This is a genomic window from Streptomyces turgidiscabies Car8 (assembly GCF_000331005.1).
Lineage (GTDB): Bacteria > Actinomycetota > Actinomycetes > Streptomycetales > Streptomycetaceae > Streptomyces > Streptomyces turgidiscabies.
In genome coordinates, this window is record NZ_AEJB01000318.1 from 1 (window position 1) to 23,944 (window position 23,944).

18 protein-coding genes and 3 pseudogenes are annotated in these 23,944 nt (G+C 71.0%); 12 read left to right on the top strand and 9 right to left on the bottom strand.

All coding sequences use genetic code 11. From position 1 onward, the window contains the following. Positions 1–9: 9 nt before the first annotated feature. From STRTUCAR8_RS21120 to STRTUCAR8_RS21130, 3 genes are all read right to left on the bottom strand, one after another. The gene (locus STRTUCAR8_RS21120) at positions 10–1,608 is read right to left on the bottom strand and encodes an alpha/beta hydrolase (RefSeq protein WP_006377927.1); all 1,599 of its coding nucleotides are present in this window, start codon (positions 1,606–1,608) and stop codon (positions 10–12) included. Continuing rightward, entirely contained in the window at positions 1,605–2,843 is a 1,239-nt protein-coding gene (locus STRTUCAR8_RS21125) for a serine hydrolase domain-containing protein (protein WP_006377929.1), read from the bottom strand. Before STRTUCAR8_RS21125 ends, STRTUCAR8_RS21120 begins: the two co-directional genes overlap by 4 nt. A 167-nt stretch (positions 2,844–3,010) precedes the next feature. Next, the gene (locus STRTUCAR8_RS21130; RefSeq protein WP_044472586.1) at positions 3,011–4,339 is read right to left on the bottom strand and encodes a phosphatase PAP2 family protein; all 1,329 of its coding nucleotides are present in this window, start codon (positions 4,337–4,339) and stop codon (positions 3,011–3,013) included. Between the two features lie 378 nt (positions 4,340–4,717). On the opposite strand from STRTUCAR8_RS21130, the gene STRTUCAR8_RS21135 reads away from it, so the two are divergent. From STRTUCAR8_RS21135 to STRTUCAR8_RS21160, 6 genes and pseudogenes are all read left to right on the top strand, one after another. Further along, positions 4,718–5,326 carry a flavodoxin family protein gene (locus tag STRTUCAR8_RS21135; protein WP_006377934.1) on the top strand — a complete coding sequence of 203 codons (609 nt, stop codon included), beginning with the start codon at positions 4,718–4,720 and terminating at the stop codon, positions 5,324–5,326. A 10-nt stretch (positions 5,327–5,336) separates the two neighbouring features. After that, positions 5,337–6,023: a HemK2/MTQ2 family protein methyltransferase gene (locus STRTUCAR8_RS21140; RefSeq protein WP_006377920.1), complete on the top strand. Its 687-nt coding sequence runs from the start codon at positions 5,337–5,339 to the stop codon at positions 6,021–6,023. Further along, positions 6,007–6,246, top strand: coding sequence for a CDGSH iron-sulfur domain-containing protein (locus STRTUCAR8_RS21145; protein WP_006377925.1), 240 nt, complete (start codon positions 6,007–6,009; stop codon positions 6,244–6,246). Before STRTUCAR8_RS21140 ends, STRTUCAR8_RS21145 begins: the two co-directional genes overlap by 17 nt. Then, positions 6,243–7,310, top strand: coding sequence for an iron-containing redox enzyme family protein (locus STRTUCAR8_RS21150; RefSeq protein ID WP_006377932.1), 1,068 nt, complete (start codon positions 6,243–6,245; stop codon positions 7,308–7,310). Before STRTUCAR8_RS21145 ends, STRTUCAR8_RS21150 begins: the two co-directional genes overlap by 4 nt. A gap of 110 nt (positions 7,311–7,420) precedes the next feature. Next, positions 7,421–7,831, top strand: coding sequence for a hypothetical protein (locus STRTUCAR8_RS21155; protein ID WP_006377921.1), 411 nt, complete (start codon positions 7,421–7,423; stop codon positions 7,829–7,831). A gap of 83 nt (positions 7,832–7,914) precedes the next feature. Continuing rightward, positions 7,915–8,601 (top strand): annotated as a pseudogene (locus tag STRTUCAR8_RS21160) (DUF6766 family protein). Positions 8,602–8,791: 190 nt separating this feature from the next. On the opposite strand, the pseudogene STRTUCAR8_RS21165 reads toward STRTUCAR8_RS21160, so the two are convergent. Further along, a pseudogene (locus STRTUCAR8_RS21165) lies at positions 8,792–9,256 on the bottom strand (SRPBCC family protein); the annotation flags it as partial. 128 nt (positions 9,257–9,384) lie between these two features. Between STRTUCAR8_RS21165 and STRTUCAR8_RS21170 the strand changes: the two are divergent. Both STRTUCAR8_RS21170 and STRTUCAR8_RS21175 read left to right on the top strand, forming a co-directional pair. Continuing rightward, on the top strand, positions 9,385–10,941 hold the full coding sequence (locus tag STRTUCAR8_RS21170) for an FAD-dependent oxidoreductase (RefSeq protein WP_044472591.1): 1,557 nt from the start codon (positions 9,385–9,387) through the stop codon (positions 10,939–10,941). Between the two features lie 160 nt (positions 10,942–11,101). Beyond that, positions 11,102–12,634, top strand: a complete 1,533-nt coding sequence (locus tag STRTUCAR8_RS21175) for a hypothetical protein (protein WP_044472592.1) — start codon at positions 11,102–11,104, stop codon at positions 12,632–12,634. Positions 12,635–12,735: 101 nt separating this feature from the next. On the opposite strand, the gene STRTUCAR8_RS21180 is transcribed toward STRTUCAR8_RS21175, so the two are convergent. Then, positions 12,736–13,530: a DUF4232 domain-containing protein gene (locus STRTUCAR8_RS21180; RefSeq protein WP_006377922.1), complete on the bottom strand. Its 795-nt coding sequence runs from the start codon at positions 13,528–13,530 to the stop codon at positions 12,736–12,738. A 268-nt stretch (positions 13,531–13,798) separates the two neighbouring features. Here STRTUCAR8_RS21180 and STRTUCAR8_RS21185 point away from each other — a divergent pair, with 268 nt between their 5' ends. Both STRTUCAR8_RS21185 and STRTUCAR8_RS21190 read left to right on the top strand, forming a co-directional pair. Then, positions 13,799–15,082: a transcriptional regulator gene (locus STRTUCAR8_RS21185; RefSeq protein ID WP_044472587.1), complete on the top strand. Its 1,284-nt coding sequence runs from the start codon at positions 13,799–13,801 to the stop codon at positions 15,080–15,082. A gap of 189 nt (positions 15,083–15,271) precedes the next feature. After that, complete coding sequence (locus STRTUCAR8_RS21190) at positions 15,272–16,762, top strand: MFS transporter (RefSeq protein ID WP_006377924.1); 1,491 nt, start codon at positions 15,272–15,274, stop codon at positions 16,760–16,762. A gap of 224 nt (positions 16,763–16,986) precedes the next feature. On the opposite strand, the gene STRTUCAR8_RS21195 is transcribed toward STRTUCAR8_RS21190, so the two are convergent. Next, positions 16,987–18,252, bottom strand: a complete 1,266-nt coding sequence (locus STRTUCAR8_RS21195; protein ID WP_234372481.1) for a PucR family transcriptional regulator — start codon at positions 18,250–18,252, stop codon at positions 16,987–16,989. A 277-nt stretch (positions 18,253–18,529) separates the two neighbouring features. On the opposite strand from STRTUCAR8_RS21195, the gene STRTUCAR8_RS21200 reads away from it, so the two are divergent. After that, entirely contained in the window at positions 18,530–19,420 is an 891-nt protein-coding gene (locus tag STRTUCAR8_RS21200) for a DUF4394 domain-containing protein (protein WP_006377918.1), read from the top strand. 289 nt (positions 19,421–19,709) lie between these two features. Then, positions 19,710–20,726 (top strand): hypothetical protein, encoded by a 1,017-nt coding sequence (locus STRTUCAR8_RS21205; protein WP_006377930.1) that lies wholly within the window; start codon positions 19,710–19,712, stop codon positions 20,724–20,726. A gap of 76 nt (positions 20,727–20,802) precedes the next feature. Here the strand turns inward: STRTUCAR8_RS21205 and STRTUCAR8_RS21210 are convergent, their stop codons facing one another. The 3 genes and pseudogenes from STRTUCAR8_RS21210 to STRTUCAR8_RS49940 all read right to left on the bottom strand — a co-directional run. After that, a complete protein-coding gene (locus STRTUCAR8_RS21210; protein ID WP_006377928.1) occupies positions 20,803–21,213 on the bottom strand; it encodes a DUF5955 family protein in 411 nt (136 codons plus the stop codon). A 22-nt stretch (positions 21,214–21,235) separates the two neighbouring features. Continuing rightward, complete coding sequence (locus STRTUCAR8_RS21215) at positions 21,236–23,545, bottom strand: hypothetical protein (RefSeq protein WP_006377936.1); 2,310 nt, start codon at positions 23,543–23,545, stop codon at positions 21,236–21,238. 160 nt (positions 23,546–23,705) lie between these two features. Beyond that, positions 23,706–23,944 (bottom strand): annotated as a pseudogene (locus tag STRTUCAR8_RS49940) (ATP-binding protein); the annotation flags it as partial.

The following is a 23,944-nucleotide window of genomic DNA, read 5'->3' on the forward strand; positions in this document are numbered from 1 at the left end:
CGCCGGATGTCAGCCGGAAACCCGCTCGCAGGTCAGGTCCCTGGCCGGAAGACGCCCCGTGGCGAGGTAGGCGTTGACCGTCGAGTCGACGCACGAACTGCCGAAGACGCCGTACACGGCGTGCTGGTCCGCGCCGCGCAGGGTGACCAGGCGGGAGGAGGGCCAGTCGCCGCGCACGGTCTTCGCGCCCTCGTACGTGGTGCGCGGGTCGCCGGTCGCGTTGACGAGCAGGGCGGGCAGGTCGGCGCGGATCGTGGTCGGACGCTCGCGCGGCGCGTCCCAGAACGCGCAGGGCCCGATGTTGTTGGTGAGGGGACCGATCAACGCGTCCTTCGCACGGGCGCGTCGGACATCACGCCAGTACGTCTCCGGGTCGCGCGGCGCTGCCACGTCGCCGCACAGGATCGCCGTCTGGACGCTGCCGTAGGAGGAGTCCGAGCCGGTCAGCAGGAAGCCGAGCGCGTCGGCCAGCCAGGGCGACGGGGTCACCGGGTGGCCGGCCGCGGCGCGCCGCAGGTCCTGGACGGCCTCGGCGAAGGCGCCGTACGCGGCGTCGTTGTCCTGCGAGAGGCCGTTGAGGACGATGACGGGCAGCACGTTCGCGTCCACCCGCCGACCGCCGACCGACAGGGGCGTACGTCCGGCGGCGGCCTGGACACGGTCAACTGCCTTCAGGACCGCGCTCCTTGTGCCGCCCAGACCGTACGTGGTGTTGCGGGCGGCGGCCCAGGCGGCCCAGCCCTCCAGAGCGTGCCGGTTGGCCCGTTCCGTACCGCGCAGCAGCCGGGGGCCGTAGCGGTCGGGCGCGATGACGCCGTCGAGGACGACTCGGTCGGTGCGGCCGGGGAACATCGTGGCGTACACCTGGCCGAGGTAACTCCCGTACGAGTAACCGAGGTAGGAGATCCGGCGCTCGCCGAGCGCGGCCCGGATCACGTCCATGTCGCGCGCCGTGTTGCGGGTGGTGACGTACGGCAGGACGTCTCCCTCGTTCGTCCGGCAGCGGCGGGCGAGTTCCGCGGCGAACGCCGCCGAGCGGTCGAAGTCGGCGCGGTCGGTCCCCGCCCCCCGGATGAAGGAGCCGGTGGGCCAGTGACAGTCCAGTGGTGTGCTGCGGCCGACGAAACGGGGGTCCACGCCCACCACGTCGTAGCGCTCGGCGACCTCCTTCATCGACGTGCGCACCCAGGGCGGGTCGCCGAGCGTCTGCCCGCCCGGGCCACCGCCGTTGAGCAGCAGCGCGCCGACGCGGTGCGCGGTGTCGGTGCCCCGGATCCGCGAGATCGCGACGGTGATCGTACGGCCGCCCGGGTCGTCGTGGTTCAGCGGGACGGTCACGTCGGCGCACCGGGCACCCGCCTGGTCCAGTTCCTTGCCGGTCGCGTCGTCGGGTCCCAGCAGGCAGCTCTTCCAGGCGAGGTCCTGGTGGTGGAACCGGGCCAGGGGGTCTTCGGCCGCCGCCCGGACGGGTTGCGCGGCTGCGGGCGACGCGGCGACGGTCAGCGCGCCGACGAGGCACAGGGCGGCCCCGGCGGCGGTGCGGGCCAGAAGCCGGTGCGGCAGGCCTTCGGCGGGGGCGGGAGTCGCAGGGGAGATGGAGCCGTTCACGCGTGGGTCCTTTCGGGCTGTTCGGGAGCGTTGCTCTCGCCCGACGGCCCGTCCCCGCAGAGGGAGGCGTCGACGAGGTCCAGGAAGTCGTGTTCGGCCTGGAGGGAGTCCGGCACCTGGTTCAGGGCGACGGCGACGCTACGGCCGCCGAGGCCTACGGCGACCAGCGCCCGGTGACCGCCGGGGACAGTGCCCCCGTGCCCCCACCACGTCCCGCCGCAGGACAGCGGCGAGGAGATCAGGCCGAGCCCGTAGCGGGCGCCGGGCCACAGCCGGTCGGGGTCGGCGGCCACCGTCCGCCGCATCAGGGCCAGTTGGGCGCCGGGCAGCAGCCGGCCGTCGAACAGGGCGGTGGCGAACCGCTTCAGGTCGGCCGGGGTGGAGACGAGGGCGCCGCCGACCCCGCCGAAGGTCATGTTCCAGGCGGTGCCGTCGACGCGCCGGCCCTCGGCGTCGGTGAAGTAGCTGTGGGAGTGCGGGCCTTGGACGCGGGTGGCGTCGCCGGGCCAGTAGGTGTCGCGCAGTCCGAGCGGCTCGATGACACGACGGGTGATCTCGGCCTCGGGCGTACGGCCGGTGACCGCGCCGACGATCATGCCCAGGACGAGGTAGTTGGTCGTGGCGTAGTGCCACGAGCCCTGCGGGCGCGGCAGGTCGAGAGCGCGCGTGACGAGTTCGCGGGGCTCGAAGTGGCGGTACCGCAGCCGCTCGTAGTGCTCCCACTCGGGAGCGTCGAGGTAGTCGGGCAGTCCGCTGGTGTGCTGGAGGAGTTGTCGTACGGTGATCCGGCGGCCGTCGTAGCCGTGTGCGTCGACCAGACCGGGCAGGTAGCGGTCGACGGGGGCTTCGAGCGACAGCCGGCGCTCGGCGACGAGCTGCAGGACGACCGTCGCGGTGAACGTCTTGGTCACGCTGCCCACGCGCAGCCGGTCGGCGGCGTTCATACGGCGTCCGGTGCCCAGGTCGGCCGTACCGGCGGCCTCGGACCAGCGCCGGCAGGGCGCTTGCGCGCCGGGGTCGGTCGACAGGACGGCGGCTCCGGCGATCCCGTCGCGGTCGGTGAGGACGTGCAGTGCCCGGCGGACCGCGTCGTGCGTACCGCAGTCGACTGCGGAGTGTGCGGAAGGCGCCTGCGCGGTGGCCGCGGAGGACCCGGTGACGAGCACGGTGGCCGCCAGCAGCGCCGCGAGGCCCGTGCGCCCACCGGATCGGGAGGTCGGTAAGAAGGTCGGCATGTGACATCACGCTAGGCACGGATCGCCGCGTGATCACTCCTGCAGGCAGGTGCTTCGGAGCTGAGGCCAGCCCAGGCCGAAAGCGGGGAGAAAGCCCCCTGGACGGCTGGATCCCCTGCTGGTACGAGCGGTCCGAGCGGGCGATCCGGGAGAAAAGGAGGGCCGCCTCAGACCAGTTCGAGTCGCCGTTCCGGTCGCCAGGCCGACGACTGCTTCGGTTCCCACTTCCTGGTGGTCCGTATGTAGCCGTCGATCACCGAGAGCATCGCCAGGACGAGAAGGGGCCCGAACACCCACGGCCGGTCGGCCATCTGCGTCGGCAGATAGCGGTACGACAGCAGAAGGGCGACGAACACCGTCGTGCCGTGGGCGACCAGCCTGGTCGCCGAGCGGTCCCAGCCCCGGTCGAGCGAGCGCAGGGCAGCCTCCACCGTGAGCGCGAACACCACACCGGCCAGGAGATCCGCGCCGTAGTGGTAGCCGAAGCCGAGGGTCGCGGAGACCGTGGCGACCAGCCAGAACGTGCCCGCGTACCGCAGGAAGCGCGGGCCCCTGCGGGAGTGGACGAAGATCACGGTGGCCCATGCCGTGTGCAGGCTGGGCATGCAGTTGCGGGGCGTGATCCCGTCGTACCCCATCGGTTTCGGGGTGCCGATCGGCAGCGGTACGTCCGGCCACAGGTTGGCCACCGCCCAGTGTCCGCCGCCCGTGCCGAAGGCGCCGGGGCCGTAGGCGAAGACCGGTCCGACGACGGGGAAGACCATGTAGACGGCCGGGCCGAGGAGGCCGATCGCCAGGAACGTACGCACCACGTGATGGCCCGGGAAACGGCCTTCGGCGGCCACGTTGCGCAGCTGGTACAGCGCGACGCAGACGGCGGCCACCGCGAGCTGGATGTAGACCCAGTCGAGAAGGTGGGTGCCGATCGGGCCCGTGGCCCTGACGATCCGGCCCGCCAGCCAGGACGGGTCACCCAGCGCGTGGTCGGCGGTCGCCACGTACTGGTCGAGCACCGTCGGGCGGGTCTTCGACGTGATCAGCAGCCAGGTGTCGCCGACCTTGCGCCCGGCCACCAGCAGCAGGCCGAGCCCCACGCCCTTCAGCAGCAGCATCCGCTCCCGGCCGGTCCGGCGGGTGACGGCGACGACCGCACAGCCCAGCATCACCCACAGCGCGCCGTTGCCGAAGCAGTGGCTCCCGCCCACCCCCGCGCCGGCCGCCCACCGCACCAGCAGGAGGACGGCGTCGATACCGACCGCCGCCCCGGCGGCGACGAACCGTTGCCGCCAGGGGAGTACCACCATCATCAACGCCATGCTCGCGTACAGCAGGGGCCCCGATTTGGGCGGGAATATCACTTCCTGCAACTGATTGGTGACCGGCCCCGGCAGGCCGTAGTGACGCGCGGCGATCTCCAGCGCGACAAGGAATCCGAGCGCCGCCACACCCGCCACGAGCCAGAGGGTGTTTATTCGCGAGACCACTCGTGGCGGCATGTGTGACTTCCCATTCGATGTGCCGGACTCTTGTCGATCAGTTGCGGTGCGAAATCTGCCAGGGGCTCCCGACACATGAAGATGGACGGAGCACGCTCCCGGTTCCGGCCTCAGAACGCTCCCCCTGCGGCCCCCTGTCGCCCCCCGCTGTGCCCCGTGTCCCGCTGTCCGCCCGCCACAGCGAAAGCACAGGAGGACCGCCAGGACGATACTCCAGGTGGGGGATGCGGTGAAGTCCCGGTGAAGCCACGACGGCCGGCAGGCCACGCCCGGGTCGTCACCTCCGGGCTCGTCCCGGGACGGGGGCATGCCCGTCGCCCGTTACGTCTGCTGCCAGGGGGTACTCGTGGGCCGACTGTCCCCTACGTCGGAGCGATCGTGCGAGCACTTGTCGTCAACTGCACCCTCAAGAAGTCCCCTGAGCCCTCCAACACCGAGGCACTGACGTCGGTCGTCACGGAGCGGCTCTCGAAACTCGGCGTCGAGGTGGACTCCGTACGGGCCGTCGACCTCGACCTGGCCCCCGGCGTGGTCACCGACGCGGGCGACGGCGACGAGTGGCCCCAGGTCCACGCGAAGCTCCTGGAGTCGGAGATCCTCGTCGTCGCCTCGCCGACCTGGCTGGGCCGGCCGTCCTCGGTGGCGCAGCGCGTCCTCGAACGGATGGACGCGATGATGTCCGAGACCGACGACGAGGACCGTCCCGTCGCCTACAACCGGGTGGCCGGAGTCGTGGTCACCGGGAACGAGGACGGCGCGCACCATGTGATCAGCGAGATCTCCGGGGCCCTCGCGGACGTCGGCTACACGATTCCGGGCCAGGCCTGGACGTACTGGCACCTGGGCCCCGGCGCGGGGCCCGACTACCTGGACGAGCAGCGCGGCCGTGACTGGTCGCACCGGACCGGACGCGCCATGGCCGACAACCTCCACGGCGTCGCCCTGGCCCTGGCCGAGCGGCCTCTGTCGGCACCCGGCTCGGACTGAGAGGGCTGCCATGACCGTCGAGGCCCAAGCCCTCACCACCGCCCCCCGGCTCCGCTACTGGGTGCCCCCGGGTGTGTACGCGCCCCAGACCGACACCCTGCTCATGCGGCGGGCGATCCGCCGCGAGGTCGTCACGGACCGGACGGACGTACTGGACCTCGGCACCGGAAACGGTCTGCTCGCCGTCGAGGCGGCCCGGCTCGGCGGGCGGGTCACCGCCGTCGACATCTCCTGGCGGGCGCTCGCCACCGCCCGGCTGAACGCCCTGCTGAACGGACAGACCCTGCGGGTGCGCCACGGCGACCTGGCCTCGGCCGTGCCCGGCGGCCGCTTCGACCTGGTGATCAGCAACCCGCCGTACGTGCCCGCCCCGGACACGGCGCCGCCCCGGGGCTCCGCCAGGGCCTGGGACGCCGGAAGGGACGGCCGGCTGCTGATCGACCGTATCTGCGACACCGCGCCGACGGTCCTGCGGCCGAAGGGGACCCTGCTGATCGTGCACTCGCACCTGTGCGGCGTCGACACGACGCTGGCCCGCCTGGAGCGGGCCGGCCTGCGCGCGGAGGTCACCGACCGGGCCCGGCTGCCCTACGGCCGTGTGCTGCGTTCCCGGCTCACCTGGCTGCGGGAACAGGGGCTGACCGCCGACGGCGGAACGACGGAGGAGCTGGTGGTGATCCGTGCCGAACACGTCTGAACGTCCGCGCCGTGTCCGCGTCCAGCGCGACGGACCCCTGCTCGTCGAGGGCCCGGTCGAAGTGGTGGGCGAGGACGGCGAGGTGACCGTCTCCGACCGCTTCACCGTGGCAATCTGCACCTGCCGGCGCAGCCGCGACTTCCCCTGGTGCGACACCAGCCACCGCCGCCGCCGACGCCGCGAACCGGAAACCGGAGAGAGCGAAGGAGGCGACGCCTCATGACCAACACCCCCTCGCCCGTCACCTCCCCCGCCCTCTCCCGGCAGCAGTTCCGGCTCCGGCCGCCGCCGCTGCCCGAGCCGCGCGGCCCGCTCTCCGCCGCGGTGATGGCCCGGCTGCGAGGAGCGGACTCCGGGCGCGCCCCGATTCCCGTGCCGCCTCCCGAGAGCTGCTCCCCGTACGGCGACGACCTTCAACTCGCCCTGTACGTCCTCTACGAGCTGCACTACCAGGGCTTCGAGGGCGTCCCGGACCGCCTGGAGTGGGACAGCGGCCTGCTGGCCTGCCGCGGTGAGATCGAGGACCGTTTCCTGAGCGCGCTGCGCGCGGACGTGCCCGTCGACGACACGGAGACGGCCGAACAGGCGCTGGACGAGCTCCAGATCGAACCGGTCGGTGACGACGGCAGCGGCGTCTCGTACTTCCTCCGGGACAAGGGCACCCTCGACCACGTACGCGCCTACGCGGCGGTGCGCTCCCTCTACCACCTCAAGGAAGCGGACCCGCACGCCTGGGTCCTCCCCCGGCTCCACGGGCGGGCCAAGGCCGCCATGGTCGCCGTGGAGTTCGACGAGTTCGGTGGGGGCCGCGCCGACGAGATCCACGCGCAGCTGTTCGCCGACCTCATGGAGGACCTGCGGCTGGACACCACGTACGGCCACTACGTCGACGCGGCACCGGCCGAGATGCTCGCCGTCGTCAACCTGATGTCCCTGTTCGGGCTGCACCGGGCGCTGCGCGCGGCGCTCGTCGGACACTTCGCCACCGTCGAGGTGACCTCGTCCCCGGCCTCGCGCCGCCTCGCCGAGGCGATGCGCCGGGTGGGCGCGGGCCCGGCGGCCGAGCGGTTCTACACCGAGCACGTGACGGCCGACGCGGTGCACGAGCAGGTCGTACGGCATGACGTCGTCGGCGGCCTCCTGGAGGGCGAACCGCAGCTGGACGCCGACGTGGTGTTCGGGATCCGTACCACCGTCCACCTCGAGAACCGTCTCGCGGACACACTCCTCGGCGCCTGGCGCGAGGGCGCCACCGGCCTGCGCGGGGACCGGCCGACGGCCGGCTGACCCACCCGCCCGGCCGGCCCGCTCACCGATCGGCCGGCCGGGGGAGGGCCGGGGCGCGGTGACCGTTCGCGCGAGGCCGGTCGCGGTCTACTGCCGGGGGAGGTGGGCGGATGCCCCGGAGTGCGTACACGAGGACGGTCGCCGTGCTGCTGGCCGTCGGCACCCTCGGCGGGTGCGGCACGGTGGCGGAACGGCGGGACGACGTGCGTGACACGACGGCCGTGTTCGAAAAGGCGCTCACCGAGGGGGCGTACGACCGTGTGTGCGCCGTTCTCGCGCCCGCGACCGTGGACGAGCTGGAGCAGTCGGCCGGCAGCCCGTGCGCGCAGGCGGTGAGCGAGGAGTCGCTGAAGCCGGGCGGGAGCGTGCGGCGGACGGACGTCTACGGCAACCAGGCGCGGGCCGTGCTCGCCACGGACACCCTGTTCCTCTCCCACTTCACCTCGGGCTGGAAGGTCGTGGCCGCCGGCTGCGAACCGCGCCCGAAGGTGCCGTACCAGTTCCGGATCAAGGGCGGGTGAGGTGTGAGAGTCATGTTCGTCGTCGTCATCGGGATCATCGCGGTAGGTCTCGCCTACTCGGCGACCCTGGGACTGATGCACCGATGACCGGGCGCGTGCGGGGCTTTGTGCGGGACAACGCGCTCGGGCTGTTCTTCCTGGTCACGTTCCTGCTGACCCTGGCCGGGCAGGCGGTCTCCGGTCACGCCGAATTCAACAACCAGCTGGCCGCCGACCAGCTCCAGCGGATCTCGCTGGGCGAGTACGTGACGACGTCCGACTTCGCTGTCGACGTGGCGGAGAACTGGCAGTCGGAGTACCTGCAGTTCTTCCTCTACATCGGCGTGACCGTCTGGCTGCTGCAGCGCGGTTCCCCGGAGTCGAAGGAGATGCACAAGGCCGGCACCGAGTCCGACCGGGAGCAACGGGTCGGCGCGCACGCCAGGCCGGACTCGCCCAAGTGGGCCAGGGCCGACGGCTGGCGGCGCGCCGTGTACTCGCACTCTCTGCTGCTGGTGATGGGGACGGTCTTCGTGCTGTCCTGACTGGTCCAGTCGGTCAGCGGCACGGCCGCCTACAACGAACAGCGGCTGCGGCAGCTGCAGGCCCCGCTGAGCTGGGCCGACTACCTCGGCGCCGCCGACTTCTGGAACCGGACGCTGCAGAACTGGCAGTCGGAACTGCTGGCCGTCGCCTCGATGGCGGTGCTCTCCATCTACCTCCGCCAACGAGGCTCCCCCGAGTCCAAACCGGTGGGCGCCGCGCACGACGCCACCGGCGTGGAGGGGTGAGCGGACTCCCTGGTCAGATCAGCGGACCGGGGGTACCGGGCGCGCCCGGGGTGCCGCGGGTACCGGACCCGGGGACACCAGGAGTGCCGGGGATTCCGGACGTACCGGGGCTGCCGGCCGTTCCGGGGGTGCCGGGCGTGGTGGGCATACCCGTCGCGCCGGGGACACCGGGTGTCGCGGTCGCGCCGGCGCCGGGGTCACCGGGCTTGATGCGGCCCCGCCAGGCGCCTGTCTCTCCGCCGCGCTCCTCGACGTAGTCCTTGAAGCGGTGCAGGTCGCCCTTGACGCGGCGGTCGATCATGCCGAGCGCGTCCGCGCCCTTCTCGGCCATGCCGGTGGGCTCGACCTCCATCGTGAGCTCCACACGGGTGTGCGTCTCGTCGATGCGCTCGAACCGCACGGAACCGCGCTGCTGGGTGTCGCCGCCGACGGACCGCCAGGTGATCCGGTCGTCCGCCAGCTGGTCGACGATCTCGGTGTCGAACTCGCGCTTCACGCCACCGATCTTGGTGGTCCAGTGGTTGTGCCGCTCGTCGAGCTGCCTGACCTCCTCGACGCCCTCCATGAACTTCGGGAACTCCTCGAACTGAGTCCACTGGTTGTAGGCGGTGTGGACGGGAACTTCGACGTCCACTGCTTCCTTGACCGTGCTCATGCTTTCCTCCTCATTTGAGGTATTGGCGGGCATTGGCGGTCTTCCGCACGACCTCGGGTACCCAGGCCGACGGAATGAAGACCTCTCGGTCGGGGCGTATCGCACACCACCAGGGGCACTCGGCCGCCATGAACCCCCGAAACGGAATCCAGAGCTCCTACTGGCTGGAGACCGCGCCCCCGCCCGCCCCGGCTCCCCCGCCGTCCGGTGACCTCACCGTGGACGTCGCCGTGGTCGGCGGCGGCATCGCCGGACTGAGCACCGCCTGGGAGCTGGTCCGGCAGGGGCGCGAGGTGGCCGTGCTGGAGGCCGACCGCGTCGCCGCCGGCGTCACCGGCCGCACGACGGCCAAGCTGACCGCCCAGCACACTCTGATCTACGACCATCTGCGCCGCACCCGCGGTCCCGAGGGCGCCCGTCTGTACGCGCGCTCACAGACCGAGGCGATCCGGTACGCCGCCGGACTCGTCGACGAGCTCGGCATCGACTGCGAGTGGGAGGAGGCGGCGGCCCTCACCTACGCCGAGGATCCCCGGCACGTCGCCGAGCTGCGGGCGGAGGCGGAAGCCGCGCGTGAGGCGGGCCTGCCGGCCGAGTTCGTCACCGGCACCGACCTGCCCTTCGCGGTCGCCGGCGCGGTCCGGGTGAGCGGACAGGCCCAGTTCCACCCCCGCAAGTACCTGCTGGCGCTCACCGAGGACCTGCTCAGGCGCGGCGGCACGGTGTACGAGGGCACACGCGTCGTCGGTCTCACCGAGGGCGAACCCTGCGTCCTGCGCACCGACGCCGGGGTGTCGGTCCGCGCACGCGAGGTCGTGATCGCCACGCACTACCCGATCTTCGACCGGGCCCTTCTCTTCACCCGGCTCAGCCCGCGCCGGGAACTCGTCGTCGCCGCGACGATCGACGAGGACCGTGCCCCGCGCGACATGTACATCACGCCGGAACGCGACACCCGCTCCGTGCGCAGCGCCCCGTACGGCGACGGCAAGCGCCTCCTGATCGTCACCGGGGAGCATTTCACCCCCGGCGCCGCCGATGTCGAGGAGCGGTTCGACCGGCTGTCCGCCTGGGCCGACGAGCACTTCACCGGCCTCACGTTCACCCACCGCTGGGCCACCCAGGACAACGACTCCACCGACTCCGTACCGCTGGTCGGGCCGCTCCACCACGGCAGCGGGCACACCTGTGTGGCCACCGGGTTCGGCGGCTGGGGCCTGAGCGGCGGCATCATGGCGGGCCGTCTGCTCAGCGAGCAGATCAACGGCCGTACGGTGCCCTGGAGCGGCTTGTACGACCCGCGCCGGCTGGCGCCGGTGGTCCGCGAGGGGCTGTCGTTCCTGAAGCACCAGGCGCAGGTGGCCCGGCACTTCGTCGGCGACCGGTTGCCGGCCATGACGGCTCCCTCGGTGGGCGACATCCCGCCGGGCCACGGCGCGGTGCTCCGGCTGGGCGGGCAGCAGTGCGCCGTCCACCGGGACGAGACCGGCTCACTCCAGGCCGTGTCGGCGCGCTGCACCCACCTCGGCTGCATCGTGGCCTTCAACGACGCGGAGCAGGCGTGGGAGTGCCCGTGCCACGGCTCCCGGTTCGCCCCGGACGGCCGGATCCTCCAGGGACCCGCGGTACGCCCACTGGAGAAGCGCGACATCCCGCAGGAGGAGCAGACCTCCCCGGAGTCATGACCCCGGTCTGCCCTGGTCCTGACGGTCTTTGCGGTGACGTGGCCGATTTTTTGTCCACGGGCGACCTGTCTGTGAACCAACCCGGGGCTGTCTTGAGGGAGTTTGAGGGTCGCGCACCCAAACACCGGTTCGCCTGATCCACACAGCCTTGGGGGGCTTCATGCGGCGAACCGCCGTGGTCGCGGGTGTCGTCACCGTACTCGCGCCGTTTCTCCTGACCGGCGCCTCCACGGCGTCGGCCGCGACCAAGGGGTCGCTCACCGTCAGAACGCTGGACCGGAGCGGCAAGCCGGTCTACGCCCAGGTGGCGGTCTACAACACGACGACGTCCGACTTCCGCTACATCGAGAGCAACAAGGCGGCGTCGCTGCCCAACGGCAGCTACGAACTCGCCACTTCCTTCACCGACGCGCAGGGCGACGGAGCCGCCGTCGGCGGTCACAGCGTGAAGGTCTCCGGCGCCACGAAGACGACGTTCGACGCCCGGACGGGGCACCAGCTCAAGGTCTCGCTCAGCCCGAACCCGGGCAGCGGCTACGACCACATGGTCAGCGCGTACGTCTGCGCCGCCGACAACGGCCCGGCCGTCATGGGCCTTTCGGCGGAATCGGGCCACCTGTACGTCATCCCGACGAGCAGCAAGGCGTACGAACTGTCCTACGCCACCGCGTACGAGCCCCGCTCGGCGACCGGCGGCGACTTCTGGCTGGCGTCCGCCACGCACCGGGGCGGCGTGCCGGCCGGCGTGTCCGCGACGATCAAAAAGACCGGGCTGACCACCCTCAAGGTGTCCGCCCGTTCCGGCCCGGACAGCGGACAGGCAGAGTTCACGTTCGACAACCAGACGGCGGGCGGCGACGCCTGCTCGATGCACACGAACACGCTCCAGCTCCAGCGCGAGCTGCCCGACTCCTTCGGCGTCCACCTCCCGCCCGGCCAGTGGAGCGTGAGCCAGGAAGGCCACGACCTCGTCTACAACTCGTTCCACGCGTACGCGGCCGGAAGAACGACCGCGCTGAACATCGGCCACGCGGTCTGGGGACCCGGCGGGCAGCTGCCGTACACCTGGTACCACCAGCTGTACTTCGGAGGCGTCAACCTGTTCGCCGACCCCACCCTCCCGGCCGGCGGAACGCTGGCCGCCGGCAACCTGAAGCTGACCCACGCGGGCAAGACGCTCTACTCGCACGACTACACCCGTGGGGGCGACCTCGGCCCGCAGCTCCGGATCCCCGGCACGGGCTGGTACACGGTCACCGAGACCGGGCGGCGCAGCCTCCCGGCGGGTTCGCTGTCGACCAGCTCCAGCCTCAGCCTGCGCTTCTACGCGGACGCCGGCAAGAACCAGCAGATCCGGGACTACATCACCCGGTTCTGGCCCAACTCGCTCAACAGCAGGAACCAGGCTCCCCCCGGAGCGACCACCACCGTCGTCCTGGGCATGCAGCGCGACGGCACCGGCGACAGCACGATCGGCCGGCTGTCGGACGGTGTGAAGTCGGTTCACGCCTGGTACACCACGGACAACGGAGCCCACTGGCACGCCTCCCCGGCGAAGCTGTCCGACGGCCGATGGACCGTCCCCGTCCACAACCCGGCGTCCGGCGGCCGGGTCGGCCTGCGCTCCACGGTCACCGACACCCACGGCGACAGCGCGACGACCACGGTGTACAACGCGTACGCCGTGAGCTGACACACCTGTCGGCCCGCCCGAGGGAGTCCCTCGGACGGGCCGACAGTCATGTGCACGTGCCCCTTGCGCCCCTTAAGTCCCTTACGGGGCCGGGCACGGCGTCACCAGGTCAGGGCGTCGGCCATGTCCGACTGCCAGTAGGTGACGGCGACCGAGCTGTCGACGTACACGCCCTTCGCGGGCAGCGCGGGACGGGCGGCGCTCGTGCTCTTGCTGTTGAAGAAGACCTTCAGGCTCCTGGCGGTGTAGCCGTCCGTGCCACTGCCGTCCGCCGACGACAGCAGGACGCTCGCGTAGCCCGACTCCCCCGGGGCCAGCGTGACCACGGCCTGCGGCTGGGAGTCCTCGATGACGGGCGGGACGGACTGCGCCTCGCCGAACCGCACGGCCGGGTAGTAGAGGAGGTCGCAGAGCTCCGAGCCGGTGTTGGTGACGGTGAGGAGGAGGTGGTTCAGCGGGCGGGAGACCGCGGTGGCGGTCGTCCTGGTGGAACTGACGGCACAGGGCGTGTAGTTGGACTCGGACTCCGAGTCGCTCGAACCCGTGGAACCCGAGGAACCCGTGCCACCTGATGAACCCGTGCCGCCGGTGGAGCCCGTCGTCCCGCTCGAACCGGTCGTGCCGCTGGTTCCGGTCGAGCCCGAGGTACCCGTGGTACCCGTCGTACCCGTGCTGCCGGTGGAACCGGTCGTGCCCGTCGAGTTCTTGGCGTCGGCCTGTCCCGCGTCCGTGGACGTTCCCCCGCTCGTCGTGGACGAGGAGGTGGACGTGGGGGACGAGTTGGAGGCTCCCTCGTCACGGGCGCCCTCCCCGTTGCCGCACGCCGTCAGAGTCAGAGTGACCGCTGTGAGCGCGGCGGCGGCGAGCAGGCGGGTGCGGGCGGTACGTGCGGACATGTGATTCCCCTGATGCGATTGACGTGATCTGCGCGCTCGGTGCGCTCGGTGCGCTCGGTGCGCTCGGTGCGATACGTGTCCGGAGGCAGGCCGCCCGACCGGGGGCCGGAAGCGGCGTGCTTGGATGACCAGAGCCTGTGCCAAGATCCGTCCCAGGCACCACAATTGACGAAGCATCCGGAACGTTGGAATGGCCGCAGCCCCTTTGACCTGGGGGAACGACCTCCGCCTGGAACGGCGGCCCGGGACGCCAAGAGAGGGAGGAACGGTGACGGGCGATGAGTTCCCGGAGCTGCTGGGCCGGTTGAAGGAGCGGTCCGGGCTCAGTTACGGAGTGCTCGGGAAGCGGCTGCACATGAGTGCGTCCACGCTTCACCGGTACGTCAACGGGGACGCCGTACCGACGGACTACGCCCCCGTGGAGCGGTTCGCCCGGCTGTGCAGGGCGACGCCCGAGGAACTGGTGGAGCTGCATCGGCGGTGGATCCTCGCGGATGCCATGCGGGGACAGAAGGCGGCCACGCCTGTCCCACCCGTCACACCCCTCACGCCGGACGGGGAACAACAGCAGGCGCCGACGGAGGAGTTGGCAACCGGGGCGGCTGTGACGGAGGCGGCGGGGACTCCCCCGGCTCGGCGTCGGCGTACCGCCGTGCTCGCCGGTGCCGCCGTGGTCGCCGTTGTCGTCGCGGCCGTGTTCGTGGTGAACCTCGTACCCGGCGAGGGCGGTGACGACCGGAGCGGGAAGCGGTCCGTGGGCGCTGCGGCCTCCGAGTCCGATGACAACCGGCCCGCCGCCTCCGGACCGGCCGGCGCGAAGGGCAAGTCGGCGCCGCCGACCGCCTCCCCCAGCGGCAGCCCCACGGATTCCCCCTCCGTCTCCCCCTCTCCCACCTCCGGCGCCGGGGCGCTGGTGCAGGGCGAGGAGGCCGAGGACGGGGCCACCGCCCCCACCGTCGCCGTCAACCCCTACAAGTGGGACGACCCCTGCGGCCCGCACATCCTGATCGACCAGAAGCCCGAGCAGGTGCCTCCACCGCCGACCGAGCCGGACGCCCGCGGGTGGGTCACCGCGCTCGGAGGGGTCACCGCCGGGCAGCAGATGCTGGCGCTGACCGTGCAGGGCACCGGAAAGGCGACCGTCGTCCTGGAGGCGCTGCATGTGCGGGTGGTGGAGAAGAGCGCTCCGCTCGCCTGGAACGACTACTCGATGGGCGTCGGGTGCGGTGGCGGCGTGGAGACCGTGGCGTTCGACGTGAACCTAGACGCCGGGCGGCCAACGGTCTCGCCCAGGGCCGGGCAGCGTGACTTCCCGTACAAGGTGAGCGAGTCCGATCCCGAGGTCTTCTACGTCTTCGCCGACGTACGCACGCACAACGTGAGCTGGTACCTGGAGCTGGACTGGTCCAGCGGCGACCGGCACGGCACGATGCGCCTCGACAACCAGGGCAATCCCTTCCGGACGAGCGGGAACGTGGGACGTCCCGCCTACACCTATCCGCTCGGCGACTCCGAGTGGGGACGCGACCCGTACGAGCCCCTGATCCCCTAGGTTCCACCCCCTTAGGTCACCTCTCCGGCCCTCTCCAGCCCTCTGTGATCCACGCCACCACACCTCACCCCTGAATGAACTTGCGTAAGTCAAGCAATCCAATTTACATTTGCCTAAGTCAAGCAATCTGAGCATCCGAGTCGAGCACCTGACTCGATCCCACGACTCGCCCCCCGGAGGCCTTCCGCCATGTCCAACGCCCTTACCCGTCCCGCCGGAGCGGGGACATCCGCGCCGCCGAGGCCGAACGCCGTGGTGGCGGTGCTGGCCCTGGCCGGGATCGTCGTCTCGCTGATGCAGACCCTGGTCATCCCGATCGTCCCCGAGCTGCCGAAGCTCCTGAACGCCCCCGCGTCCGACACCGCCTGGGCGGTCACCGCCACCCTGCTCGCGGCCTCGGTCGCCACCCCGGTGGTGGGCAGGCTCGGCGACATGTTCGGCAAGCGCCGGATGCTGCTGGTCAGCATCGTGCTGCTGGTGTCCGGCTCGGTGGTCTGCGCGCTCGCCGACTCCCTCACCCCGATGATCATCGGGCGCGCCCTGCAGGGCCTCGCGGCAGCGGTCGTACCGCTCGGCATCAGCATCATGCGTGACGCGCTGCCCGCCGACCGGCTGGCCGGATCCACCGCGCTGATGAGCGCCTCGCTCGGTGTCGGCGGCGCACTGGGGCTGCCCAGCGCCGCGTTCATCGCCGACAACTGGGACTGGCACATCCTCTTCTGGGTCTCCGCCGCCCTCGGTGTCGTCGCCCTCGTCCTCGTCGTACTGATCGTGCCGGAGTCGAAGGTGCGCGCCGGCGGCCGGTTCGACCTGGTCGGCTCGCTCGGCCTCGCGGCCGGTCTGATGTCCCTGCTGCTGGCCGTCTCCAAGGGCGGCGACTGGGGCTGGACCAGCGGCACCACCCTCGGCCTGGGCGCCGCGGCCGTCGTGATCCTGCTGGCCTGGGGCTGGTGGGAGCTGCGCACCCCGCAGCCGCTGGTCGACCTGCGCACCACCGTCCGCCCGCAGGTGCTGTTCACCAACCTGGCCTCGATCGCGCTCGGCTTCTCGATGTTCGCGATGTCCCTGGTCCTGCCGCAGCTGCTCCAGCTGCCCGAGCAGACCGGCTACGGCCTGGGCAAGTCCATGCTGACCGTCGGCCTGGTGCTGGCTCCGCAGGGCCTGGTGATGATGGTCATGTCCGCGGTGTCCGCGAAGGTCACCAAGGCCAAGGGCCCGAAGGTCACCCTGATGATCGGCGCGCTGATCGTGGCCGGCGGCTACGGCCTGAACCTCCTCCTGATGTCCGAGGTCTGGCACCTGGTCCTGGTCTCCTGCGTCATCGGCGCCGGTATCGGCTTCACCTACGGCGCGCTGCCCGCCCTGATCATGGGCGCCGTCGACCCCACCCAGACGGGTGCCGCCAACAGCCTCAACACCCTGATGCGGTCCCTGGGCACCAGCTTCGCCAGCGCCCTCGCCGGTGTGATCCTGGCCCAGATGACCACCGACTTCGGCGGCATGGCCCTGCCTTCGGAGAACGGCTTCAAGGTCGTCATGGCCATCGGCGCCGGAGCCGCCCTGCTGGCCTTCGCCCTCGCCTCCTTCATCCCGCGCCGACGGGAGAACGTGCGGGGGGCCGAGGGCGACAGCCCGGTCGAGTCGCCGCGCGGCGCGGAGACCGCCGCGATCAAGGCGTAGGCCGTACGTTCCTCAGGTTCCCCGCGTTCCTCAAGGCGCCGAACACACCGGGAGGCCGCCGTCCGCACCTGCGGGCGGCGGCTTCTTCGTGTCCGGGCGTTCGGGTGTTCGGGCGGACGCGGCGGGCGTTCGGACATCCGGTCTCCTGAGCGAGCCGCCCACCACCACTGGTGAGTGATACGTGGGGGGGCGAGGGCGAGGATCGTACGTTCCCGCAGTACGGGTCAGTGCCACGCCCCCGACAGATCCCGGGCGACGACGGCGGTGAGGACCCGAACGCCGTGCGTCGAGCCCGGATCGATGTCGGTGAGTTCGCGTACCCGGCGGAGGCGGTAGTCGAGGGTCCGGGGGTGGATGTTGAGGGCCGCCGCCGTGGGGCCGCGGTTCATGTCGTGGCGGTAGTACGCGTCGAGGGTGACGAAGAGGTCCGGGCCGGGCTGCAGGCGCCGGGCCGTCGTCCGCAGCCATTCGTCGAGGAACGGGACCTCCACGACGGCGAGTTCGACGAAGACGTCCGCCAGAGTGTGCGCTCGCAGCCGCGTCGACGCTCGCCGCAGCGGGGCCGCCCTGCTGATCCGCCGGGCCCGGTCGACGGCGTCCGCGAGGCCGGTCAGCGGTGCGGTGGCCGTGCCGGCGGCGCAGGGACGGCCGAGGGCGTCGGCGACGTCCCGTAAGAGGTCGGGAACGAGGTCGGGAACGGCAGAGGCCGGTACGGGATCTCGTGCGAGGTCCGGTACCGCCTCCTGGGCGACATCCGGAACCAGGGCGATCAGCTCACCACCTCTGCCGCCGCCGTCACCATCGCTGTCGCCGCTCTCCGGGAACCATGCCACCGGGACCTGGTGGGTCTTCACCAGCGCCTCGATGTCGCACACCAGGTCGCGGTCGCCGCCCGGGCCGTGCGGTACCCGGACCACCAACACCGTGTAGGCCGTGGCCAGTTCCATGTCCGCGACCTGGGCCAACTCCTCCGCCGCCGGACTTTCGGAGAGCAAGGCCCATGCCAGCAGGGCAACTTGATCGACATACGACATACGGCGTCGCAACACCGTCACGAAGCCCTGACGATAGGCGCCGATGCCGCGCTCGCCCTGAGGGGCGAACCAGCCCATGAGGCGCATGAGTTCGTCGAGGTCGCCGCCGCGCTGCGCCTCCGTCGCCTCGTTGATCTCTCGCAGCATGAGCTCGGTGTGGACGCGCAGGACCTGTTGCCGCGAGTCCAGCGACATTCCCGCGCAGGCCCGCGCCTCGCCCATCGACGCGATGTAGGCGAGGTCGTCGTCGGTCAACATGCCGTTTTCCGGGGCCAGTTCGACCGTACGGCGCCGGAACCAGACCGAGTACTCCAGGGTCTCGGCCCTGGCTCGGGAGTTCGTGTCCAGGGTCCCGAGTTCCGGTATCTCGCGTACGTATGTCTCGACCTCGCGGCGGGCGTTGGTCGACGCCTGCCGGGCCAGTTCGGCGAAGAGGCTCCCCATACGCGTGAGCATGTCACTCAGGGTGAGGGGGTCGACAGGCGAAAACCGGACGGGCATTTATCACTCCGGGTGAATCGGTGAAGGGTGTGCGGGCGGAGTGTTTGTCACAGTGCGCAAAGTTCCCTTATCGGGGCGTTCTCATGGCTCGATTCCCTTGTGGGGGTGCTGTGGCCTGGGCTTAATGAGAACCGTGCCCGACGCCCGGGGGCCGTTTCGGAAAGGGACCGACCACTTCGAATTCGCGGGGCGCGGGCCACCCAGTGACCTGAGTTCAAACGGGAGGGTAACCATGCCGAAAGCCATGAAATCCGGGACCAGGAAGAGAATCGCGGCCGCGGTCGCCGCCGTGTCCGCGGCGACCGCGCTCATCGTGACCTCGCCCGGCTCCAGCACCGCCGCCGTCACCGCCACCCCCACGCTGCAGGCGTTCGGGATCACCGCTGACGGCCTGACCATGGCCAGCTTCACCACCGACAAGCCGGGGACCCTCAACTGGGTCAAGGATGTCACCGGACTCAGCGGCGACACCAAGCTGGTCGGGATCGACCACCGCGTGCAGAACGGTCTCATGTACGGGCTCGGCGAGAAGGGCGGCATCTACACGATCACCACCCCGCCGACCACCCCCGACGTGGTCGTCACCAAGGTCTCGCAGCTCAAGGTCGCGCTCTATGGCACGTCCTTCGACATCGACTTCAACCCGGCGGCCGACCGGCTGCGGGTCATCAGCAACAACGGCCAGAACCTGCGGCACAACCTGAACGACGGCACCACGGTCGCCGACAGCAACCTGAACATCCCGCCGACGACCACGGCCGCCACCGGCGTGACCGGCGCCGCTTACACGAACAACGACCTGGTCGGCTCCACCGGCACCACGCTCACCGACGTGGACACCTACAACGACCAGATCACCATCCAGTCGCCCCCGAACGCCGGCAACCTCGTCGCGACCGGCCTGCTCGGCTTCGACGCGAACCTCGAAGCCGGCTACGACATCTTCAGCTCCACCACCAACGGCAGGACGACCTCCAACCTCGCCTTCGCCTCCCTCACGCCGTACGGCGGCAGGGCGTCCTTCTACAGCGTCGACATTCTCACCGGCACGCCGGCGCTCATCGGTACGTTCCCGAACCTGGTCCCCATCACGGACTTCACCATCACCATCAGTGGCAGCTGACTCCCCGAGTCCTCGGCTTCACCTTCTCGCCGCGGCCCGGGTGTTCCCGGCCCGCGGCGAGTCCGGCTTCAGGACGCCGGGGCGTGGCGAGCATCGGGACGACGGCATCCGTGGAATCGGCCGCGCTGTCGGCGGCGGCGTTCACGAGTCGGCGTCCACGAGCGCCTCCTGCCGAGAGCGCGCCCGGTAGACGTTCCTCCCCCACCTCTCCCTCCTGACGTGCATGGAGACCGGACTGTCAGTGCCGCGTGCTTCGATGACAGGCCCAGGGCACGCCAGAGGAGAACCCATGACGCGTACGACGCCGCCGCGCCCGTTGGACCTGACCGCGGTGTTCCCGGAGTTGGCCACGATGTCCAGGAACGTCACGCGACTGCATCCCCGGTCGGGTTCACCCACGATCGAGGACAGCTCGCTGGGCGGTCCGCTGCTGTGGCCGCAGAACGAGCCGTGGCCGACCTGCACGCGGTCGCACGAGGTGTACGAGGTGGAGGAGCTGGAAACGGTGCGCGCCTCGCATCACCTCTCGGTCGCCCGGTGGGCACAGCCGGATGACGAGCGGCAGCTCACGTTCGAGGAACAGGCGATCCTCGACCGGGACGAACCGAAGAAGATCGACAGCCCTTATGCGGGTCCGGTTCCCCTGCTGCCCGTGGCTCAGCTCTATGCCCGGGACGTCCCGGGCCTGCCCTGCCCCGATGACGCGGACCTGATGCAGATCCTGTGGTGCCCGTTCATGGACCACGACGACGAGTTCCCGGCCATCCACGTACGCTGGCGCCGCGCCGACGAGGTCACCGCGGTCCTTTCGCCACCCCCGGAGCCGACCGTGATCGAGCGGGCCGACTACTGGCCGGCCCCGTGTGTCCTGCATCCGGAGCAGGCGAGCGAATATCCGGCGGTCGAGCAACTGCCCGCTGCCGTGGGCGCGGACATACGTGCGCGAGTGGACGCGTGGCAGGAAGAAACCGGCCACTACTACGTCGAGTTCGCGGTGGCTCCGGGCTGGAAGGTCGGCGGCTGGGGGGTCGTCTCCTCCGATGACCGCGACAGCGCCGACCCACCATGTTGCGAATGCGGCTCCCTGACCGAGCCCCTGTTCACCATCGGCCTCAGCGAATGGAACGGGCACGACGCAGGCGGGTGGCGCCCGATTGAGGACACCGATGCTGATGACCGGCCGGGCTACCCGCCGGTGGGCGACCCGACCGGGATCGAACTGGGAGACGAACAACTGCAGGTATACCGCTGTGCGAAATCCTACGAGCACCCGCCTGTGACCGAGCGGGTGTACCGCGTGCTGTAAGTGTCCGGGGTGTGGTGGTGACGTCAAGGGAGTCGGTGTCACCGTCCCCCGTCCCCCGTCCCCCGTCCCCCGTCCCTCAAGCCCCCAGTGCCCCCCGTACCGTCTGCGTCAGTTCGCCCACCGCGACGACCAGGGGGGTGACCGGCTGGACGAAATCCGTCAGGCGGGCCAGGGCGCGGCGTAGGACCGTTGGTTGGGGTTCCTCCTCGTCCAGTTCCTCGCGCAGGCGCCGTAGTTCGCGGGTGGTCGACTCCGGGTCGGGCAGCGACTCGCGGTGTTCGGACAGCAACTGCTCGATGAGCGCCAGGAGTTCGGCCGTACGGGCGGCCGTCTGTGCCGCGTCCTGCGGCTGGAAGGCGACCGAGCCCGAGAACGCCTGGGCCTGGTTGCCGATCGCCTGGTTGCCCACGTAGTGGGTGCCGCCGTTGATCACCAGGCCGTTGTTGACGGGCGGGTCGGGACGGTCGGGCTCGTTGCTGCCGCTCATCGGCGGACCCCTCCTTCCGAGGTTACTTCTGGGCGCCGGCGGTGGCGGCCGGGCCGGTCTTCCGGGTGACGGTCTGGGTGGCGTTGGCGCCGGTGCCGATCGCCTGGTTGCCGATGATGCTCGTCCCGCCCTGCTGGATGACACCCTGGTTGAGGATGGTCTGCTGCTGGGCGCGGAAGTCGGTGGTGTCGTAGCCGCGTGCGTCGAGGAACTCCCGTATCGCGGCGAGAGTGTGGCGCTGCACGGCCGAGGTGACCCGGTTGGCGTCCACGACCTGGAAGTAGTTCTGGTAGACGGGGCTCGTCGCGATCTCCCGCAGGCTCACGCGGGCACCGTAGTCGAAGACCGGGTCCTGTTCCATGGCGGTCAGCTCGTCCGCCATCCGCCGGGTGCGCCGCGTCTCGAAACGTGCCTGGCGCAGCGCGCGGGAGGGCGCGGCGAAGAACGCGGGGCCGGTGCGGGGCAGGGCGTCGGCCAGCAGCCCGCGCTGCCGCTCGGGGGTGAGGGGGTCGCGCAGGCGGTCCACGACGTGGTAGCCGGCGCCCACCGGACCGAGCACATGGTTGCCGCAGTGCAGGTGCAGGGTTCTGCCCTCGGTCGAGAAGTGCAGGAAGACGCTGGGCACCACGTCGTCGCCCCACAACGGGACGTGGACCGCCAGATGGTGGCGGACCGCGCCCGTCGGACGCCGCATGATCTCCTCCACCGCCTCGGCCGGCAGCCGCACGGCCGGTGTCAGGCCGGCGGTGGTCATGAACCGGGGGTCCTCGCCGATGGTCGTGCCGTTCACGAAGACCCGGTCCTCGATGGTGAGGGACCCGAGGGATTCGGGAGCCACCGAGGGCGCTGCCCGGTCGGCGTCGCCGCGCGCGGCGACCGTGCGGAGGTGTTCGCGGACGTGGGCGACGAGTTCGACGACGTCGAAGGCGTCCGGGCCGCCGGGGCGCGCGCTCTTGTGGACGTGGTCGTCCGAGGGCAGCAGCGGTACGGCGACCGACCAGTTGGAGGCGGCGGGGGAGTAGCCGATGAACGGTGAGTATCCGCTGTAGACGGTGACGTTTCCGTCCCGCGCCTCCTTGACGACCGCCATCCGGTTGACGATCCACTGCTTCAGGGGCAGGGCCGGCAGCCGGCGCCGGGCGAACGCGGCGCGGGTCATGGTGGTGCGCAGCAGCTGGTCGATGCTCAACTCGTGCCGTACGACCGTCACGTACGCGAATACCACCGCGCCGACGGACGCGAGGACGGCCGGGATCCCGGACAGGTAGGCGCCGAGCAGCCAGCTCATGAACCCGGAGACGGGCAGGGACGCGATGGCGGAGCCGAGGGGGAAGGCGAAGGGCACCACGACCGCGGCGGTGACCACCGTACTCACCAGGGCCCTGTTGCCGGGCTGGCGTCGGCCCCGGGTGGCGTGACCGGCCCGGGAGCGGCCCACGCCGGCGGTGAAGGAGAGGAACAGCGAGCTGAACAGCAGCCACAGCGGCGCGAGCAGTGCGACGACCGCGAACGCCCCCGCCAGTCGCAGGTCGCGTCTGCGGCGTATCTCCTGGGCCGCCAGGCAGTGGTGGGCCACCGCCACCAGGTCGACGCCGGGCGAGGGCGCCACGGCGCTGACCTCGTCGGCGAGGACGCCCTCCACCACCCGGTCGGCGAACTCCTCGTCGACGTAGGCCGCGGCGCACAGATACCGGGTGACGTCACCCGGCACGCTTCCGACCGGCATGTGCGCCTGCGGGGTCGTCGTCATGGTGGCAGCTTCCTTTCTCCGAAGGAGCGACGGTCTGGTGGCGCGGGCGGGCCCGGAGCTGCGCGCGGGCGGCAGGCCGATGGTCAGAAGGGCGAGCAGGACTCCGGCCAGCAGGCCGAAGGAGAGGGCGGAGTGCAGGAGTTCGTAGCGCAGGCCTTCGGCCGACAGCGGCAGTCCGTCGACGAAGGTGTCGAGCATCCACCAGCGCAGCAGGGCGACGATCTCCGACACCAGCACACCCGCGACGAGACAGCGGGCCCAGCCGGACACCCCTCGGGCCCGCGACCGCGACATCACCCGGGCGAGCGCCACGAGCAGCAGCAGGACGCTGACGTCCTGCACGATCATCAGATTCGGGCCGACGTAGTCGATGTACGCGTCGGAGGAGAGGTCCCACCTCGGGACGAACGCGCCCTCGACCAGCCGGCGCCGGGTCTCGCTCCCGAAGTTCTCCACGTAGTAGGCCTCCGCGCGTCGCTGCCCCCAGGGGCTGCCCACGAGGAGGAGGAAGAGGCAGAGCAGTGTGACGCGTCCGCGCAGAGATGGTCTCGCCCGGGACTCGCTCCATCGAGACAAGAACATGTGGCGTTCCCCCCGTCGCCGGTCCCCCACGGCCAGTGGCCGCACCCTATGGCTATCCCCTTTCGCGGCAGATGGGAACCCGGGAACGGCCCATACTCGCGCGGCAGTTGGGGACAGCAGTCGGAGAATTCGATGGGGGGCGGCGAAAAATTCCTGCCGGGTGCAGGGTGCCGGTCTGCGGGGTCCAGGCGTCCGCCGGGTTCTCGGCGTACAGACGGGCCTCTATCGCATGGCCACGCGCGCGTTGAGGGTCGTTCTCGGGCGCCACGAGAGTCTGGAGAGCGGACCCCTCGGCGACGCGTATCTGGAGGGCCACGAGGTCGATGTCGAACACCGCCTCGGTGACCGGGTGTTCGACCTGGAGACGGGTGTTCATCTCCAGGAAGTGCGCCCTGCCGT

Excerpts from the sequence above, each read along its gene's own strand:
- STRTUCAR8_RS21125 (WP_006377929.1), bottom strand. The coding sequence starts at position 2,843 with ATGCCGACCTTCTTACCGACCTCCCGATCCGGTGGGCGCACGGGCCTC.
- STRTUCAR8_RS21130 (WP_044472586.1), bottom strand. The coding sequence starts at position 4,339 with ATGCCGCCACGAGTGGTCTCGCGAATAAACACCCTCTGGCTCGTGGCG.
- STRTUCAR8_RS21140 (WP_006377920.1), top strand. The coding sequence starts at position 5,337 with ATGACCGTCGAGGCCCAAGCCCTCACCACCGCCCCCCGGCTCCGCTAC.
- STRTUCAR8_RS21150 (WP_006377932.1), top strand. The coding sequence starts at position 6,243 with ATGACCAACACCCCCTCGCCCGTCACCTCCCCCGCCCTCTCCCGGCAG.
- STRTUCAR8_RS21155 (WP_006377921.1), top strand. The coding sequence starts at position 7,421 with ATGCCCCGGAGTGCGTACACGAGGACGGTCGCCGTGCTGCTGGCCGTC.
- STRTUCAR8_RS21170 (WP_044472591.1), top strand. The coding sequence starts at position 9,385 with ATGAACCCCCGAAACGGAATCCAGAGCTCCTACTGGCTGGAGACCGCG.
- STRTUCAR8_RS21175 (WP_044472592.1), top strand. The coding sequence starts at position 11,102 with ATGCGGCGAACCGCCGTGGTCGCGGGTGTCGTCACCGTACTCGCGCCG.
- STRTUCAR8_RS21180 (WP_006377922.1), bottom strand. The coding sequence starts at position 13,530 with ATGTCCGCACGTACCGCCCGCACCCGCCTGCTCGCCGCCGCCGCGCTC.
- STRTUCAR8_RS21190 (WP_006377924.1), top strand. The coding sequence starts at position 15,272 with ATGTCCAACGCCCTTACCCGTCCCGCCGGAGCGGGGACATCCGCGCCG.
- STRTUCAR8_RS21195 (WP_234372481.1), bottom strand. The coding sequence starts at position 18,252 with ATGCTCACGCGTATGGGGAGCCTCTTCGCCGAACTGGCCCGGCAGGCG.
- STRTUCAR8_RS21200 (WP_006377918.1), top strand. The coding sequence starts at position 18,530 with ATGCCGAAAGCCATGAAATCCGGGACCAGGAAGAGAATCGCGGCCGCG.
- STRTUCAR8_RS21205 (WP_006377930.1), top strand. The coding sequence starts at position 19,710 with ATGACGCGTACGACGCCGCCGCGCCCGTTGGACCTGACCGCGGTGTTC.
- STRTUCAR8_RS21210 (WP_006377928.1), bottom strand. The coding sequence starts at position 21,213 with ATGAGCGGCAGCAACGAGCCCGACCGTCCCGACCCGCCCGTCAACAAC.
- STRTUCAR8_RS21215 (WP_006377936.1), bottom strand. The coding sequence starts at position 23,545 with ATGTTCTTGTCTCGATGGAGCGAGTCCCGGGCGAGACCATCTCTGCGC.